Raw genomic sequence first — 16479 nt, 5'->3', positions numbered from 1 at the left:
ACCGCATGTACAAACTTGAAGTCCAAGACCTGCATAAACGCTATGGCAGTCACGAAGTGCTCAAGGGCGTGTCCCTGAAAGCGGCAGCTGGCGATGTGATCAGCATCATCGGCTCCAGTGGCTCCGGCAAAAGTACCTTCCTGCGCTGCATCAACCTGCTGGAGCAGCCGCACGCGGGCAAGATTTTGCTCAATAACGAAGAGCTGAAACTGGTGGCGAACAAGGACGGCGGGCTCAAGGCCGCCGACCCGAAGCAGCTGCAACGCATGCGCTCGCGCCTGTCGATGGTGTTTCAGCATTTCAATCTGTGGTCGCACATGACCGCGATGGAAAACATCATGGAAGCGCCGGTTCACGTGCTGGGCGTGTCCAAGGCTGAAGCCCGCGAGAAGGCCGAGCTGTACCTGAACAAGGTCGGCGTGGCCCATCGCAAGGACGCTTACCCTGGGCACATGTCCGGTGGTGAGCAGCAGCGCGTGGCGATCGCCCGTGCCCTGGCCATGGAACCGGAAGTGATGCTGTTCGACGAACCGACCTCGGCGCTCGACCCGGAGCTGGTGGGCGACGTGCTCAAAGTGATGCAGGCCCTGGCCCAGGAAGGCCGGACCATGGTGGTGGTGACCCACGAAATGGGCTTCGCCCGTGAAGTGTCGAACCAGCTGGTGTTCCTGCACAAAGGCGTGGTCGAAGAAAGCGGCAACCCGCGCGAAGTGCTGGTTAACCCGCAATCGGAGCGTCTGCAGCAATTCCTTTCGGGTAGCCTCAAGTAATCGGGGCTGCTTTGTGCACCTATATAGTGCATGCTTCGCGGTCCTAGACTGACCGGCTCCCCTGTAGGAGCGAGCATGCTCGCGATGGTCGTCAACGATAACGCGGGAAATCTGATGCCCCGCGGTGTCCTTGAGTCCATCGCGAGCATGCTCGCTCCTACAGGGGATCTGCACTAGCATTGGCCCATCGCCTTCACCACTGTTCATCGTTTCGGATTGCCCGCCATGACTGCCCATCGAATTGGTTTCCTGATTTGGCCCAGCACTAAAGCACTGACGCTTGCGCTGGCTGAGGAGGCCTTGCGTGTTGCTCAGCGTGTGCATCCGGAAGTGGTTTACGAGCTGTCCTTCCTGCAGGCCGAGGCTCCGGTCGATGGTGCCTGGCAACTGCCGGGCGAGGCCTGGACCGGCAAGCTCGAGAATTTCCAGAAACTGTTCCTGCTCGCCGACGAGCCGCCGACCAGCATGACGCCGGCGCTCAGCAGTGCGCTCAAGCAACTGGTGCGTGCCGGTTGTGTGATCGGTGGTTTGTCTGCCGGTGTCTATCCGTTGGCGCAGCTGGGTTTGCTCGATGGTTATCGCGCGGCGGTGCATTGGCGCTGGCAGGACGATTTCGGTGAGCGCTTTCCCAAGGTCATCGCCACCAGCCATCTGTTCGACTGGGACCGCGATCGCCTGACCGCTTGCGGTGGCATGTCGGTGCTGGATTTGCTGCTGGCGGTATTGGCCCGCGATCACGGCGCGGAACTGGCCGGTGCGGTGTCGGAAGAGTTGGTGGTCGAGCGCATTCGTGAAGGCGGCGAGCGTCAGCGCATTCCATTGCAGAATCGCCTGGGCTCCAGTCATCCGAAGCTGACTCAGGCCGTGTTGTTGATGGAAGCGAACATCGAAGAGCCGCTGACCACCGACGAAATCGCCCAGCACGTGTGCGTGTCCCGTCGCCAGCTGGAGCGGATTTTCAAGCAGTACCTCAATCGCGTGCCGAGCCAGTATTACCTGGAACTGCGCCTGAACAAGGCCCGGCAGATGTTGATGCAAACCAGCAAGTCGATCATCCAGATCGGCCTGTCGTGCGGCTTCTCCTCGGGGCCACATTTCTCCAGCGCCTACCGCAATTTCTTCGGTGCCACGCCGCGGGAAGATCGCAACCAGCGGCGCAGCAGCAGTCCCTTCGAATTGTCATCGGTGCCCGCCGAACGCGGCTAAGGCGTCAGCTTTCCATATCGACGTCGGGCGCAATGTCGCCCGGTCGCGGCATGCCGGCTACGGCCTCGATACCCAGCGTGTTCCCCGTGTCATGAAAGTACGCCGCGATGCGTTGCAGGCTTTGCGGGGTGAATGGATTGCCGCTGAAGTCGAAATCGGCGGTGTTGTCCGGATTGGTTTCCATCAGTTCCACCGGCATCTCGGTGATCGCGTTGTCGGACAGGTCCGCGTACATCAGCGCGCGGCTGTCCAGCACGCCCCTCGGTATCTCCCGCAGCCCGGTGTTGCTCAGGTTCAGCGTCGACAACTCCCGCAAGTTGCGCAGGTCCGGCGTGCGGCCCAGCGGGTTGTCCCGCAGGTTGAGGCTGTTGAGGTTGTCCATCCCTGCGAGCGCATTCGCAGTCGTGCGACTCAAGGTCACGCGGCATTCCGGCAGGCTCAGCGCCGTCAGCCTTTTCATCTTGAAGATCATCTCGGGCAGGTCGTCCAGCTGATACCCGCGCACGGAAAGGCTCTGCAGATTGGGGAAGTAATCAAGGAAGCGACCCAGCCTCGGGGCAAGGTCCGTTGTGCTGGTCAGGTACAGCTCCGGAACATGCCCGAAGTCCGCGGTCAGTACCGGCAGATCACCGATGAAGGACAGGTGGAACATGAGGCCCAGATCACTCACGGGCTCATGTTCGCTCGGGATTTTGCGCCAGCAGCGCTCAAGGCTGGCCTTGAATTCCTGGCGTTTGCCTTGCTCCTGCAGCAGGGCTTCGCCGCTCAGGGGCAGGCCGGTCACGGGATGGTCGGGGATGTCGGTGGTCCACACGGTCAGGTCGCTGATCAGGCTGGCGAGCTCGGCTTTTTTGCGTGCCAGTTCCATACGTCCATCGGCCAGGGTGCCGGGCAGGTGATAAACCAGTTCGCTGGCCTGATCGACGTCCAGATTGGGGTAGAGCTCCATGGCTTGATCGATGTCCGCCTCGGGCGCGAGGACGCCCAGGTCGTAAGCGGTTTTCTGATGATAGGCCTTGATCCGTTCGCGGGTGGCGTTGGTGTAAGGGTTGTCGCCGAAATCGAAGCCTTTGCTGATCTCGATCGCGATTGGCAATTGGAAGGCTGCCTCCGGCAATTCCTTGATCCGGTTGTAGCCGAGGATCGCGGTCTCCAGCGCAGGGTGATTCAGCAGACCGTTCGGAATGCGCTCGATTCCGGTGCGGGAAAGATCGATGAACTTGAGCTTGGGCAGGCTGGTTAGATCGGGAATCTGTCCCAACGGATTCTCGAACAGGTCGAGCATCTCCAGGTTGGCGCGCGAGGTCAGAGCGGCCAGACCTTCGGCGTCCAGCACGACGCCGCAGTGGGTCAACACCAGGTTCTCCAGAGCGGGCATGTTGCTGACGGCCTGCGGCACGCGACCCACGCTGAAGTCGCGGATTTCCAGGTGCTGCAAGCCGGGGAAGCATTCAAGAAAACGTGATGGCACACTCTGAAAATCGGTGCCGGAGAGGGACAACGCGACGACGTGGCTGAAGTCGCTGGTGACGGCAGGCAACTCGCCGAAGAAGGTCGGTTGCGCCGCGAAAAATTCCGCCCGGGCTTCCGGTGCCTCGGTCGAGCGCTTGCGCCAGAACTGCTCCAGTTGTTGCGCAAACTCGTTTCGGGCGCTGCGTTGTTCATTGAGCTCGGCGACACTCAAACGTTGACCGGTCGCAGGGTTGTGCGAGGCGATGTCGTCGGACCATTGCCCAAGGTCGCGGATCAACTGGGTGATCTCTGTTTCCCAGCTCGCCAATTGCGCGCGACCGTCTTCCAGCGTCCCCGGCAATTTATAGATCACATGGCTGGCGCCTTCGTCATCCAGCGCAGGAAACAAGGCTTGCACCCGATCCATGTCCGCGCGCTCCGGCCGCACGTTGAAGTCGTAGCCGCTCTGCGCGTAGCAGGTTTTGATCTTGTCCCGGCTGCTCGCGGACCACGGGTTTTCGTCGAGGTCGATCTCCTCGACCATGTCCATGTTCAGGGTGAGGAACCCATCGGGCAACTCGCTGATCCGGTTGCCATCCAGGTGCAGGACGCTCAGTTGCTCAAGCGCGGTGATCCCGTTCGGCACAGTGTCGATGCCGGTTTTGGACAGGCGGATATCGCTCAGTAACGGCAAGCCAGACAGATCCGGTGCGATCGCCAGCGGGTTTTCGCTCAGGTCCAGCGTCTCCAGTCTGGCGAGTGTGGCCAGGGCGGTCTGGCCACCGGGGGTGAGCCGCAGGCGGCAATTGTTCAACCTCAGAGCCTTGAGCAGCGGCAGGCGGGTGACGTTGCGGGGGATGTGCCCGAGCGCGAAATGGTTCATCTCCAGCGTGTGCACATTGGCGAACAATTCGAGGAACGGGCCGGTGGCGCGCACCGCACCGTTGCCGGTGAGGCTCAGGCTCGAGACATGGCTGAAGTCGGTGGTCAGCGTCGGCAGGTCACCCACGAAATTCAGTTTCACTTCGAAGCCGGTCTCGCGCATGTGAGAAGCCTCCGAGCGGCTGCGCCAAAACTGCTCAAGTTTGTCTTTGAACTGGCTCCTGAAAACGTACTCGTCATACAGCTCAGTGGCGCTGAGCCGCTCGCCGGAAACCGGGTGTTGGCTGGGGATTTCCCGGACCCAGGCGGTCAGATCCTGAGTCAGTTGCGTGAGCTCGGCTTTCCAGTGCCTGAGTTGCACGCGACCGTCTTCAAGGGTGCCGGGCAGGTCGTAAATCATGTCGCTGGCATCCTGGAAATCCAGCGCGGGGAACAGGTCGGTGGCCAGGTTGAGATCGTCCGGGTCAGCCCAGACGCCGAAGTCTTGCCCGGTGTTGCGGAAAGCCGTTTTGATCCGTTCCTGGGTCGCCAGCGAAAGCGGGTTGTCGGCGAAATCCAGTCCGTCGATGCGGTTGACCGGCAGCTGGTACAGCGCCTCGGGCAGTTCGGTGATCAGGTTGTTGCTGAACACGGCGCTTTTCAGTTTGGGGTGATCGATCAAGCCGGCCGGCACCGAGTCGATGCCGGTGTTGGACAGGTCGACGTAGGTCAGGCTGGGCATCGCGCTCAGGTCGGGAGCGGTGGCGAGTGGATTGTGGGTCAGCTCCAGGGCTTCAAGCTGACGCAGGGACGCGAGGGCTGTCTGGCCTTCGGGTGTGAACACCACGCCGCAACTGTGCAGGATCAGCGTGTCGAGTTGCGGCATCCGGGTGATCGACTGCGGGAGAAGCTTCAAGTCGAAATCGTTCAGGTGCAGGGTGCGCAATCCCGTGAAGCGTTGCAGGAACGGGTCGATTGCCGTCACGGCGCCATTGCCGGTCAGGCCCATGCTCGACACATGGCTGAAATCCGCTGCGAGTTCGGGCATGTCGCCGATGAATTTCAGTTCGGCTCTGAACGGGTTCAAGGCTTCACCCAGTCGTCTGCGCCACAGCCCTTCCAGTTCCGTGGCGAATGCTTTCCTGGCGACTTGTTCGGAGAAGATCTCGTTGATGCCCAGCGACTGACCGGTGGCGGGGTGCCGGGTGGGAATGTCGGCTGACCATTGCGCAAGGTCGCCAGTCAGTTGGGCAATTTCGTTTTCCCAGGCGGTGAGTTGCAGCCGACCCTGGGTCAAGGTGCCGGGAAGACGATAGATCAGGTCGGTCGCCTGCTGCGCATCCCGATCCGGGAACAGGGCGATGGTGCGATCGATATCGGCTTGTTCGGCCAGCACGCCGTAGTGTCTGCCGGTGCGGGCGTAATACAGCTTCACTCGCTCGCGCGTGACGGCAGTCAGCGGATTGTTGGAAAGGTCGAAGCCGCCGCTGAGGTCGGCGTGCAGTTCGAAGAATCCGGCGGGCAGTTCACTGATGCGGTTGCCGCTCAGGCGGGCGCCGAGCAGATGCGGATGCTCCAGCAGGCCGGCGGGCGCTCGGGATATGCCAGTGTTGGCCAGGTTGAGGTGGCGCAGCGCGGGCAGGCGGTTGACGTTGGGCGTGTGGGCAAGTGGATTGCCTTGCAGGTCCAGCAACGTCAACGCGGGCAATGCACTGAGTTTCTGCTGGTCGGCCGGTGTGTATCGGATACCGGCGTTTTGCACGATCAGCTGTCGCAAGCCGGGCATCCGTGCGATGGGTTGTGGCAGTGCTCGCAGGGGGATGTTTTTCAGGTCCAGGTGCAGCAGGCCGGGGAAGCGTTGCAGGAATGCGTCTACGTTGGTGTCGGTGATTCCGCCTTCGATGGACAGGAAGGCGATGTGGCTGAAATCGGCGTCCAGCGCGGGCAACTCGCCCATGATCGGTCCGTGGATTTGCAGGGTGTAGCCGGACAGGCCTCGCGCCTCTTTGCGCCAGCTGCGCTGGATGGCTTCTTTCATCTGCGCGCGATTGCGCAACACGTCCCGAAGCTGAGTGTCGGTCAGCGCGAGCCCGGTGGCGGGATCATTGCCCGGCACATCGTTGGCCCAGCGATGCAGATCATTGGACAGGCGAATGTACTCGCTGTTGAGTCGGGACAGCTCGGCGCGCACACCGTCGGGGTGGCGTTGAAGGGTCGCAATCAGCGTCTGGATTTCTTCCGGGGAATGCGCGGGGTAGATCTGCCGGGCGCGATCTTCCAGGGTGTAGGGCATGGCGCGTATCTGCCGTCGATAACCGTCGGAGGTGACCAGTCGCAAGCCTTCCGGGGCGGCATCGGTCATCGGTGGAAGCGCGATCGCCACGCGCAGTTCGCTGCGTTCGAGCGGACGTGCGCGGATGGCGTCTTTCAGTTTTTGTCCTTGGCCGATGTGGATGTCCAGCGCCTGGCGCTCGGTATCCGGCAGGGCAGACAGGACGCTGGAATAGAAGTCGGTGGCCGAACTCAGTGCCTGGCCGCGATCGTCATAGGGCTGCCAAGTGCCGTCTTCGAGTTTGACGAGCACTTTTTGTTGAGGGGCGTCCGCAGGGCCGGTGCTGTCCAGCAGCTTTCCTTCGTAGCCAAGATCGCGGACCTCAATGCGCACCTGGCCGCTCCAGCCGGGTAGCCGTTGCAGGCTGTGCAGGGCGAGGGTGTCGGTGTCCGGATTGCTGACGGAATCCAGCTCCAGTCCTTCGAAGGCGCGGGTCACTCGAACTTCTTCGCTGGCCAGTTGCATCAGCGTCTGTTGGCGTTCTGGCAGTTGGCCGGCGCGGATCTGCTGGCGTTCGGAATCGGTGGCGGTGTTGAGCAGTTCTCGGGTGATGCTGCTGGGTAGTTTCGGGGTCTGTTGCGCGAGTGGGTCCTCACGTTGCTCAAGCTTTTTGTAGCGGGATTCGAACATTGTGCTGCGTTGCTGGCGGGCAATCTGTGCCAGTTGTTTGCGCAACAGGCGGGCGCGCACGTCGAGGGCGGGCAGGGGGCCGGAAGGTTCTTCGCCCAGCAGGGGTTTGATTTCGCTTTCGCTCAGGATGCTCAGCAGAGTGTTCAGTGGGTCGCGTTTTATCAGGCGGTCCGGTCGCAGTTCGATCAGTGGCAGGGTTGGGTCGGCCGAGGATTGCCAGGTGGTTTCGTCATCTGTCCAGCGCAGCCTTTTATCGGCCGGCCAACGCTCGTGTTCTGCGAGCAATTGCAGTTGGTTCAGTGGATCTGCGTCGAGGTACTGGTCGCTGTCCAGTTGGTCGATGAACTGTTCAAGGTCCTGATCGATTTTGAAGCGCCGGATGCTGTCGGCGAGCAAGGGCGGTACGGGCTCTTGGTTGACGTGCATCTTGCGCAGCACGTCTTCGGAGTAGCCGCTGACCTTGAGGATCTGTTCGCGTCTGGCGGGGGAGAAGTCGTCGACGGCGGGGCCGATGCGACGCAGGACGGTGGGCGCATCCCATTCGAGCGGCTGTTCGAGTTCGGTGTGCCAGGCGCCTTCGCCGTTGTGGCGCAAAGTCGGTTTATAGGCGTCGGGTCGGGCCGGGTGGTCGATGCGGTAAAGGCCGGTGAGCTTGTCTTCGCGCACGGCGAAGTGAGTGTCTTCGATGGGCAGCAGGTGTTTGCCTTGATGTGGGTGCAGGCCCAGTTCATTGGCGGGCGAATCTGGCAGGACGTTTTGCTGGTAGCTCGCAAGGTCTGGTTTCCAGTAGCGGGTCGCGCCGTTGGGAAGTTCGACCGGCTTGAATCTGTCGATGAACTCCACGATTTCCTTGGGCAGCACATTGCGAAACTCGGCCGCGACAATGGCGCCGCCGACTGCGAAGAGTCCCAGTTGAATCAGCGATTCCACAGTACCCATCAGGTGACCGAAGGCTTCGTCGGTCAGGCCTTCTGCCCAATCGATGATCCCCTCAAAAACCTCGTCGAGTAATTGATATGCCATGTAACCCATCATCAGTGCGCCCAGCACCGGCACGAACGGCGCGACGATGAATGCGGCGGCCTGGAGAATCGCCGAAGCGATGTTGGCCACGGAATCCCAAAACGCCCAGCGCGCTTTCTGGTCGGCATCGGCTGTCGAGACTGCAATAGCCCGAGCGTCGTTGAGGAGCTTGTTCAGTTTGGTTTCAAAGAGGTGCTGCCACAGGTTGGCGTTGATCGGTGTGGTCCTGATCTGCAGGTTCGGGTTTTCGATCGGGCTTTCTCGCCAGGTGGGCAGAGAGCTTCCATGAACGGGCTCATGCCAGGTCATTTCGCTCAGGCGATGATTCAGGTTGGCGAAAAACACGCCGCGTTGCTTGTGGTCTACGAAGCGACTGAAAAACTGTTGGTAATCCTTCGAGCGCAGCTGCCGGATCAGTTCGGCGGCTGCCGCGGCGGGTGAGGCGTACTCCTTGAATGGGTGCTCGGGATCATCCGGCACGTACGCCACCACCCGGCTCGTCTGCCGGGTTTGATCAAAGTCCGGGGAGAAAATCACGATGCCGGTGAGCCGGGCGGACAGCATCGTCAGGTCGTGACAAAGCAGCGGCTGCCCATCGATGCGCATGCCCTGCAAGCCATCGAGAAGCCCGCCGATCAGGCGCAAGTAAACCTCACTGATATCCCGGTTCATCCGCGCCAGTTGCAGGGCTGCCTGCATCGCGGCTTTCTGGCTGGCGTCTATCTTCAGGCGCAGGACGGCGGCGCTGACCGGCTCGGACAAACCCAGGTGTTCGTCGAGATGGCGAGCGTACTGGGCACCGATGTCCAGTTCCCGGCAAAGTCGGATAAATGTCGGGATACCGAGCTTTTGCTTGAGGGCGGGCAGGGTGTCGAACTGGCCTTTTGCGTCGGGTGCGGTGATGAAAGTCGAGTGGGATTCATAGGCATCGTCCTCGACTTCCTGGGTTTCGAAGTTATGAAGGGTCGCATCCAGCAGCGAAACCGTCCAGGCCCGTGCGCCGGTTTTGACCGGGAACCAGGGGATTGAAGCGGGCACGTATAGATGGAGGAAGGTGGTCCTGACGTCCAGATCCAGGCCGAAACGGCTGCGCAGTGCTTCCTTGAGCAGGGGTTCGGCGAAGGCATTGACGTCCTGTAGCGCGGACAGGTGTTGGTCGACGTTGTTTTGCGCGGTCCAGTGCGCGACGTTGAGGGCCTTCATTTCCTGGTGGTGGTCGGGAGAGGCGTTCTTCAGGTGGTCGGCGAGCCGGGGCTGTACGCCTTTCAAGGCCAGGCGCCTGGCCGGTGAAGCTTGGCCGAGCCAATGGGGGATCGCGTTCTTCAGGTGTTGATAGTGGCTTGCGGGGTGTTGCGGGGCTGCGGAGTGTGAAGCTTGCTTTCGTTTCATCGTGCCATTCCTTGGGCGTTGGAAAGCGCCCAAGCAAATCAGAAGGCTGCGATCGAAATGCGATGCATAGTTAGGTGCGCGCCGTTTGCGCAAATCAAATCCCCGCAACCCTGCCGCTATTCACACCGGACAGTTAAACTGCGCCTTTGCGACCCTATATGTCGCATTGCCGTAAACCCGGGAAAAACCGGGGTTTGCGCTATAAGAAGTTGTCGCTTGGCGACAAGGCCGGGCTGAAAACTGTCCTTACAATCCCCCCATCGCTCGCCAGTTTCAGGCGGGTGTTTTCTCTTCAGGAGACTCCGATGTCCGTTGAGCACGCTGCGGTAGAACGCGCCGATTTCGACCAGGTAATGGTTCCCAACTACGCGCCTGCCGCTTTCATTCCGGTACGTGGCGAAGGTTCCCGCGTCTGGGACCAGTCCGGCCGCGAGCTGATCGACTTCGCCGGCGGGATTGCCGTAAACGTATTGGGCCATGCGCATCCGGCACTGGTCGGTGCCTTGACCGAGCAGGCCAACAAGCTGTGGCACGTGTCCAACGTGTTCACCAACGAACCGGCCCTGCAGCTGGCTCACAAGCTGGTCGACGCGACCTTCGCCGAGCGTGCGTTCTTCTGCAACTCCGGCGCCGAGGCCAACGAGGCCGCCCTGAAGCTGGCCCGTCGTGTCGGTTTCGACCGCGCCGGCAGTGAAAAATACGAAATCATCGCCACCGTCAACAGCTTCCACGGCCGCACCCTGTTCACCGTGAACGTCGGTGGCCAGCCGAAGTACTCCGACGGCTTCGGCCCGAAAATCACCGGCATCACCCACGTGCCGTACAACGACCTGGCCGCCCTCAAAGCCGCCATTTCCGACAAGACCTGCGCGGTGATCATCGAGCCGATCCAGGGCGAGAGCGGGGTGATCCCGGCCGAACTCGAATACCTGCAAGGCGCCCGTGATCTGTGCACCGCGCACAATGCGCTGCTGATCTTCGACGAAGTGCAGACCGGCATGGGCCGTACCGGCAAACTGTTCGCCTATCAGCACTACGGCGTGATCCCGGACATCCTGACCAGCGCCAAGAGCCTGGGTGGCGGTTTCCCGATCGCGGCGATGCTGACCACAGAAGACCTGGCCAAGCACCTGGTGGTCGGTACCCACGGCACCACCTACGGCGGCAACCCGCTGGCGTGCGCCGTCGCGGGCGCCGTGATGGACGTGGTCAACACCCCTGAAGTACTGGCAGGCGTGAATGCCAAACACGAAAAATTCAAGGCGCGCCTTGAGCAGATCGGCGAGAAGTACGGGCTGTTCACCCAGGTGCGTGGTATGGGCCTGTTGATCGGTTGCGTGCTGAGCGATGCCTGGAAGGGCAAGGCCAAGGACATCTTCAACGCCGCTGAAAAAGAGGGCCTGATGGTCCTGCAAGCCGGTCCTGACGTAGTGCGTTTCGCCCCGAGCCTGGTGGTGGAAGATACCGACATCGATGAAGGCCTGGACCGCTTCGAACGTGCTGCGGCAAAACTGACGCAAGCCTGATAGACCTTTCGGCGCCTGACGATTCAGGCGCCGATCCAAATTTTTTATGCCGGACCGAGAATCCCATGTGGGAGCGGGCTTGCTCGCGAAAGGGCCGTGTCAGTCACCATTCATGTTGGATGACACACCGCATTCGCGAGCAAGCCCGCTCCCACCTTTTGACCCCAGTGTTCGAGAGGACCGGGCCCGGCTTATTTTCCTCAAAGAGTAAAAAAAGGAGTGACACCATGCTGGTGATGCGCCCCGCGCAAATGGCTGATCTGGGCGAGGTACAGCGTCTGGCTGCGGACAGCCCGATTGGTGTCACTTCCTTGCCGGATGACGTTGAACGCCTGAGCGACAAGATCGCCGCGAGCGAAGCCTCGTTCGCCGCCGAAGTCAGCTTCAACGGTGAAGAGAGCTACTTCTTCGTCCTCGAAGACACCGCCACCGGCAAGCTCGTCGGTTGCTCGGCGATCGTGGCTTCGGCCGGTTACTCCGAGCCGTTCTACAGCTTCCGTAACGAAACCTTCGTGCACGCCTCCCGCGAGCTGAAGATTCACAACAAGATCCACGTGCTCTCCCAGTGCCACGACCTGACCGGCAACAGCTTGCTGACCAGCTTCTACGTGCAGCGCGAGCTGGTGGGTTCGCCGTGGTCCGAGCTCAACTCCCGTGGCCGCCTGCTGTTCGTGGCCAGCCATCCGGAGCGTTTCGCCGATGCCGTGGTGACCGAGATCGTCGGTTACAGCGATGAAAACGGCGACTCGCCATTCTGGGACGCCATCGGCCGCAACTTCTTCGACCTCAACTACGCTGAAGCCGAGCGTCTGTGTGGTCTGAAGAGCCGTACCTTCCTGGCCGAACTGATGCCGCACTACCCGATCTACGTGCCACTGCTGCCCGATTCCGCCCAGGAAGCCATGGGCCAGGTGCACCCGCGGGCGCAGATCACCTTCGACATCCTGATGCGCGAAGGCTTCGAGACCGATCACTACATCGACATTTTCGACGGCGGCCCGACCCTGCACGCCCGCGTTTCGGGGATCCGCTCGATCGCCCAGAGCCGCGTGGTGCCGGTGAAGATCGGCGAGCCGGCCAAAGGCGTCGGTCGCCAGTACCTGGTGGCCAATGCCCAGTTGCAGGATTACCGCGCCGTGTTGCTCGAACTCGACTACGCGCCGGGCAAACCCGTGACCCTGGACCTGGAAGCCGCCGAGGCCCTGGGTGTCGGTGAAGGTGCCAGCGTGCGCCTGGTGGCGGTTTAAGGCCGGCCTGAAAGCAATCTGCAAAGCAGCGAAGTTTCGCGGGTGGCGTTGGCGGCCCGTTTGAGGAGATAGCATGATCGTTCGTCCCGTACGCAGCAGCGACTTACCCGCTCTGATCGACCTGGCCCGCAGCACCGGCACCGGCCTGACTACCTTGCCGGCCAACGAAGAGCGCCTGACCCATCGGGTCGGCTGGGCCGAGAAGACCTTCCGCGGCGAAGCGGGGCGGGGCGATGCGGACTATCTGTTCGTGCTCGAAGACGACAACGGTCGTGTGGTGGGCATTTCCGCCATCGCCGGTGCCGTCGGCCTGCGCGAGCCCTGGTACAACTTTCGGGTCGGCCTGACCGTCAGCGCCTCCCAGGAACTGAACATCTACCGTGAAATCCCGACGCTGTTTCTGGCCAACGACCTGACCGGCAATTCCGAGTTGTGCTCGTTGTTCCTGCACGCCGATTACCGCACCGGCCTGAACGGTCGCATGCTGTCCAAGGCGCGGATGCTGTTCATCGCCGAGTTCCCGCAACTGTTCGGCAACAAGATCATCGCCGAGATGCGCGGTGTGTCCGACGCAGCCGGCCGTTCGCCGTTCTGGGAAAGCCTGGGCCGGCACTTCTTCAAGATGGAATTCAGCCAGGCCGACTACCTGACCGGTGTGGGCAACAAGGCGTTCATCGCCGAACTGATGCCCAAATTCCCGCTGTACACCTGCTTCCTCTCGCCGGATGCGCGCAACGTGATCGGCCAGGTCCACCCGGACACCGAGCCTGCGCTGTCGATGCTCAAGAGCGAAGGCTTCAGCTATCAAGGCTACGTCGACATCTTCGACGCCGGTCCCGCCATCGAATGCGAAACCGGCAAGATCCGCGCGGTGCGCGACAGTCAGGCGCTGGTGCTGGCCATCGGCACGCCGGGCGATGACGCCACGCCGTTCATTATTCATAACCGCAAGCGCGAAGACTGCCGCATCACTGCCGCACCCGCACGCTTCGCCGCGGGCACGCTGGTGGTCGATCCGTTGACCGCCAAACGTCTTCAACTCAACGCCGGCGATCAGGTGCGCGCCGTTCCGTTGTCCGCTCGGGAGTCGAAATAATGAAGTCGCTTTACATCGCAGGTGAATGGCTGGAAGGCCAGGGCGAAGTCTTTGAGTCGTTGAACCCGGTGACTCAGCAAGTGCTGTGGTCCGGCAACGGCGCCACCGCCGCCCAGGTCGAGTCGGCTGTGCAGGCCGCGCGTCAGGCGTTTCCGGGCTGGGCACGTCGCACCCTGGAAGAGCGTATCTCGGTGCTGGAAGCCTTTGCCGCGACCCTGAAGAGCCACGCGGACGAACTGGCCCGCACCATCGGTGAGGAAACCGGCAAGCCCCTGTGGGAGTCGGCGACCGAAGTCACCAGCATGGTCAACAAGATTGCGATCTCGGTGCAAAGCTACCGCGAACGCACCGGCGAGAAGAGCGGCCCGCTGGGCGACGCCACCGCCGTGTTGCGTCACAAGCCTCACGGTGTGGTGGCTGTGTTCGGCCCTTACAACTTCCCGGGGCACTTGCCCAACGGTCATATCGTCCCGGCGCTGCTGGCGGGCAACAGCGTGCTGTTCAAGCCCAGCGAGCTGACGCCGAAAGTCGCCGAACTGACGGTCAAGTGCTGGATCGAAGCCGGCTTGCCAGCTGGCGTGCTGAACCTGCTGCAAGGCGCTCGCGAAACCGGTATCGCCCTGGCGGCGAACCCGGGCATCGACGGCCTGTTCTTCACCGGCTCCAGCCGCACCGGTAATCACCTGCACAATCAATTCGCCGGTCGTCCGGACAAGATCCTTGCGCTGGAGATGGGCGGCAACAACCCGCTGGTGGTCGATCAGGTCGCCGACGTGGATGCCGCGGTCTACACCATCATTCAATCGGCGTTCATTTCCGCCGGGCAGCGTTGCACCTGTGCACGCCGCCTGCTGGTGCCGCAAGGCGCCTGGGGCGATGCGTTGCTGGCGCGGCTGGTGGCGGTCAGCGCTACCATCGACGTCGGTGCGTTCGATCAACAGCCTGCGCCGTTCATGGGTTCGGTGATTTCCCTTGGCGCGGCCAAGGCACTGATGGACGCCCAGGAGCATCTGCTGGCCAACGGCGCGGTGGCGCTGCTGGAAATGACTCAGCCCCAGGCTCAGGCCGCATTGCTGACCCCAGGCATTCTCGACGTGACCGCCGTAGCCGAGCGCCCGGACGAAGAGCTGTTCGGGCCGCTGCTGCAAGTGCTCCGCTACGCCGATTTCGAAGCGGCGATCGCTGAAGCCAACGACACCAACTACGGCCTGGCCGCCGGCCTGCTGTCGGACTCCGAGGCGCGTTACCAGCAGTTCTGGCTGGAAAGCCGCGCCGGTATCGTCAACTGGAACAAGCAACTGACCGGCGCCGCCAGCAGCGCGCCGTTCGGCGGCGTCGGCGCCTCGGGCAACCACCGCGCCAGCGCCTACTACGCGGCGGACTACTGCGCCTACCCGGTGGCCTCGCTGGAAACACCGAGCCTGGTGTTGCCTGCTGCCCTGACGCCGGGCGTGAAGATGGCGTGATGCCAATCGCGGGCAAGCCCGCTCCCACAGTGATTGAGTGGACCACAAAATGTGTGAACACCTCCGAACCTGTGGGAGCCGGGCTTGCCCGCGATGGCCGCGCCGCGGTCGTACTGAATAGCTACTGAAGCCTATAACAAACAGATTCTCGTGGAGCCTCGCTAATGAAATCCTATGAAGTCAATTTCGACGGTCTAGTGGGGCCGACCCATAACTACGGCGGTTTGTCCTACGGCAACGTCGCGTCCCAGAGCAACAGTCAGCAGGCGTCCAATCCGAAGGAAGCAGCACTCCAAGGCCTGTCCAAAATGAAGGCGCTGATGGACATGGGCTTTCAGCAAGGCGTGCTGGCACCGCAAGAGCGCCCGGACGTAGCCGCACTGCGCCGCCTGGGCTTTGCCGGCACCGACGCACAAGTGATCCAACAGGCCGCCAAAGACGCGATGCCGCTGCTGGTCGCCAGTTGCTCGGCATCGAGCATGTGGGTCGCCAACGCCGCCACCGTCAGCCCGAGCGCCGACACCGCGGACGGCCGCGTGCATTTCACCGCCGCCAACCTCAACTGCAAATATCACCGCAGCATCGAACACCCGACCACCAGCCGCGTGCTGGGGGCGATGTTTGCCGATCAGAAACACTTCGCCCATCACGCTGCTTTGCCGGCGGTGGCGCAGTTCGGTGACGAAGGCGCGGCCAACCACACCCGTTTCTGCCGCGAGTACGGCGAAGCCGGCGTCGAGTTCTTCGTGTTTGGTCGCAGCGCGTTCGACACCCGTTACCCGGCGCCACAGAAATACCCGGCCCGCCAGACCCTCGAAGCGTCGCAGGCGGTAGCCCGTCTGCACGGCCTGAAGGATGACGGCGTGGTCTACGCTCAGCAGAACCCGTCGGTGATCGATCAGGGCGTGTTCCACAACGACGTGATCGCCGTGGGCAATGGCGAAGTGTTGTTCTATCACGAGGATGCGTTCCTCGAGACCGACAAGATGCTGGCTGAACTGGCGAGCAAGCTGGGCAAGGTCGGCGGCAACTTCCAGTCGGTGTGCGTGCCGCGTGCGGCGGTCAGCGTCGAAGATGCGGTCCGCTCCTACCTGTTCAACAGCCAACTGCTGTCGCGCCCGGACGGCTCCATGCTGTTGATCGTGCCGGAAGAGTGCCACGCCAACGAGCGCGTCTGGCAGTACCTGCAGGGCCTGACCAGCTCCGGCGGCCTGATCCGCGAGGTGAAGGTGTTCGATCTCAAGCAAAGCATGCAGAACGGCGGTGGTCCGGCTTGCCTGCGTTTGCGCGTGGCGCTCAATGAAACTGAACTGGCGGCGGTCAACCCAGGCGTTATCATGACCGCACCGTTGTACGGCACATTGACCGAATGGGTTAACAAGCACTACCGCGACCGCATGGCCGAGAGCGACCTGGCGGACCCGCAATTGCTGCTTGAGTGCCGGACGGCACTGGATGAACTGACGCAAATCCTTAAACTG

General features: G+C 62.1%; 8 protein-coding genes. 7 read left to right on the top strand and 1 reads right to left on the bottom strand.

The genetic code is table 11. From position 1 onward, the window contains the following. Window positions 1-5: 5 nt before the first annotated feature. A complete protein-coding gene (locus K9857_RS19600; RefSeq protein WP_175379561.1) occupies window positions 6-770 on the top strand; it encodes an ABC transporter ATP-binding protein in 765 nt (254 codons plus the stop codon). Between the two features lie 225 nt (window positions 771-995). Then, window positions 996-1976, top strand: coding sequence for a transcriptional regulator ArgR (argR, locus tag K9857_RS19595; protein WP_224538431.1), 981 nt, complete (start codon window positions 996-998; stop codon window positions 1974-1976). A gap of 4 nt (window positions 1977-1980) precedes the next feature. Here the strand turns inward: argR and K9857_RS19590 are convergent, their stop codons facing one another. Beyond that, window positions 1981-9663: a dermonecrotic toxin domain-containing protein gene (locus K9857_RS19590; RefSeq protein ID WP_224538429.1), complete on the bottom strand. Its 7683-nt coding sequence runs from the start codon at window positions 9661-9663 to the stop codon at window positions 1981-1983. A gap of 305 nt (window positions 9664-9968) precedes the next feature. Between K9857_RS19590 and K9857_RS19585 the strand changes: the two genes are divergently transcribed. The 5 genes from K9857_RS19585 to astB all read left to right on the top strand — a co-directional run. Continuing rightward, window positions 9969-11189 (top strand): aspartate aminotransferase family protein, encoded by a 1221-nt coding sequence (locus K9857_RS19585; RefSeq protein WP_224538426.1) that lies wholly within the window; start codon window positions 9969-9971, stop codon window positions 11187-11189. 227 nt (window positions 11190-11416) lie between these two features. After that, complete coding sequence (aruF, locus tag K9857_RS19580; protein WP_224538425.1) at window positions 11417-12436, top strand: arginine/ornithine succinyltransferase subunit alpha; 1020 nt, start codon at window positions 11417-11419, stop codon at window positions 12434-12436. A gap of 73 nt (window positions 12437-12509) precedes the next feature. Beyond that, entirely contained in the window at window positions 12510-13532 is a 1023-nt protein-coding gene (gene astA, locus K9857_RS19575; protein ID WP_224538423.1) for an arginine N-succinyltransferase, read from the top strand. After that, on the top strand, window positions 13529-14998 hold the full coding sequence (gene astD / locus K9857_RS19570) for a succinylglutamate-semialdehyde dehydrogenase (RefSeq protein ID WP_224538448.1): 1470 nt from the start codon (window positions 13529-13531) through the stop codon (window positions 14996-14998). Before astA ends, astD begins: the two co-directional genes overlap by 4 nt. A gap of 164 nt (window positions 14999-15162) precedes the next feature. After that, on the top strand, window positions 15163-16479 hold a 1317-nt coding region (gene astB, locus K9857_RS19565), incomplete at its 3' end, for an N-succinylarginine dihydrolase (protein WP_224538421.1).

Source organism: Pseudomonas sp. REP124 (assembly GCF_020164475.1).
Classification (GTDB): Bacteria; Pseudomonadota; Gammaproteobacteria; order Pseudomonadales; family Pseudomonadaceae; genus Aquipseudomonas.
Note: the sequence above shows the minus strand (reverse complement) of the source record. Positions and strands in the feature narration are given on the sequence as shown.

Bases quoted from the DNA above. Each gene is read 5' to 3' on its own strand.
- K9857_RS19600 (WP_175379561.1), top strand. From the start codon at position 6: ATGTACAAACTTGAAGTCCAAGACCTGCATAAACGCTATGGCAGTCAC.
- argR (WP_224538431.1), top strand. From the start codon at position 996: ATGACTGCCCATCGAATTGGTTTCCTGATTTGGCCCAGCACTAAAGCA.
- K9857_RS19590 (WP_224538429.1), bottom strand. From the start codon at position 9,663: ATGAAACGAAAGCAAGCTTCACACTCCGCAGCCCCGCAACACCCCGCA.
- K9857_RS19585 (WP_224538426.1), top strand. From the start codon at position 9,969: ATGTCCGTTGAGCACGCTGCGGTAGAACGCGCCGATTTCGACCAGGTA.
- aruF (WP_224538425.1), top strand. From the start codon at position 11,417: ATGCTGGTGATGCGCCCCGCGCAAATGGCTGATCTGGGCGAGGTACAG.
- astA (WP_224538423.1), top strand. From the start codon at position 12,510: ATGATCGTTCGTCCCGTACGCAGCAGCGACTTACCCGCTCTGATCGAC.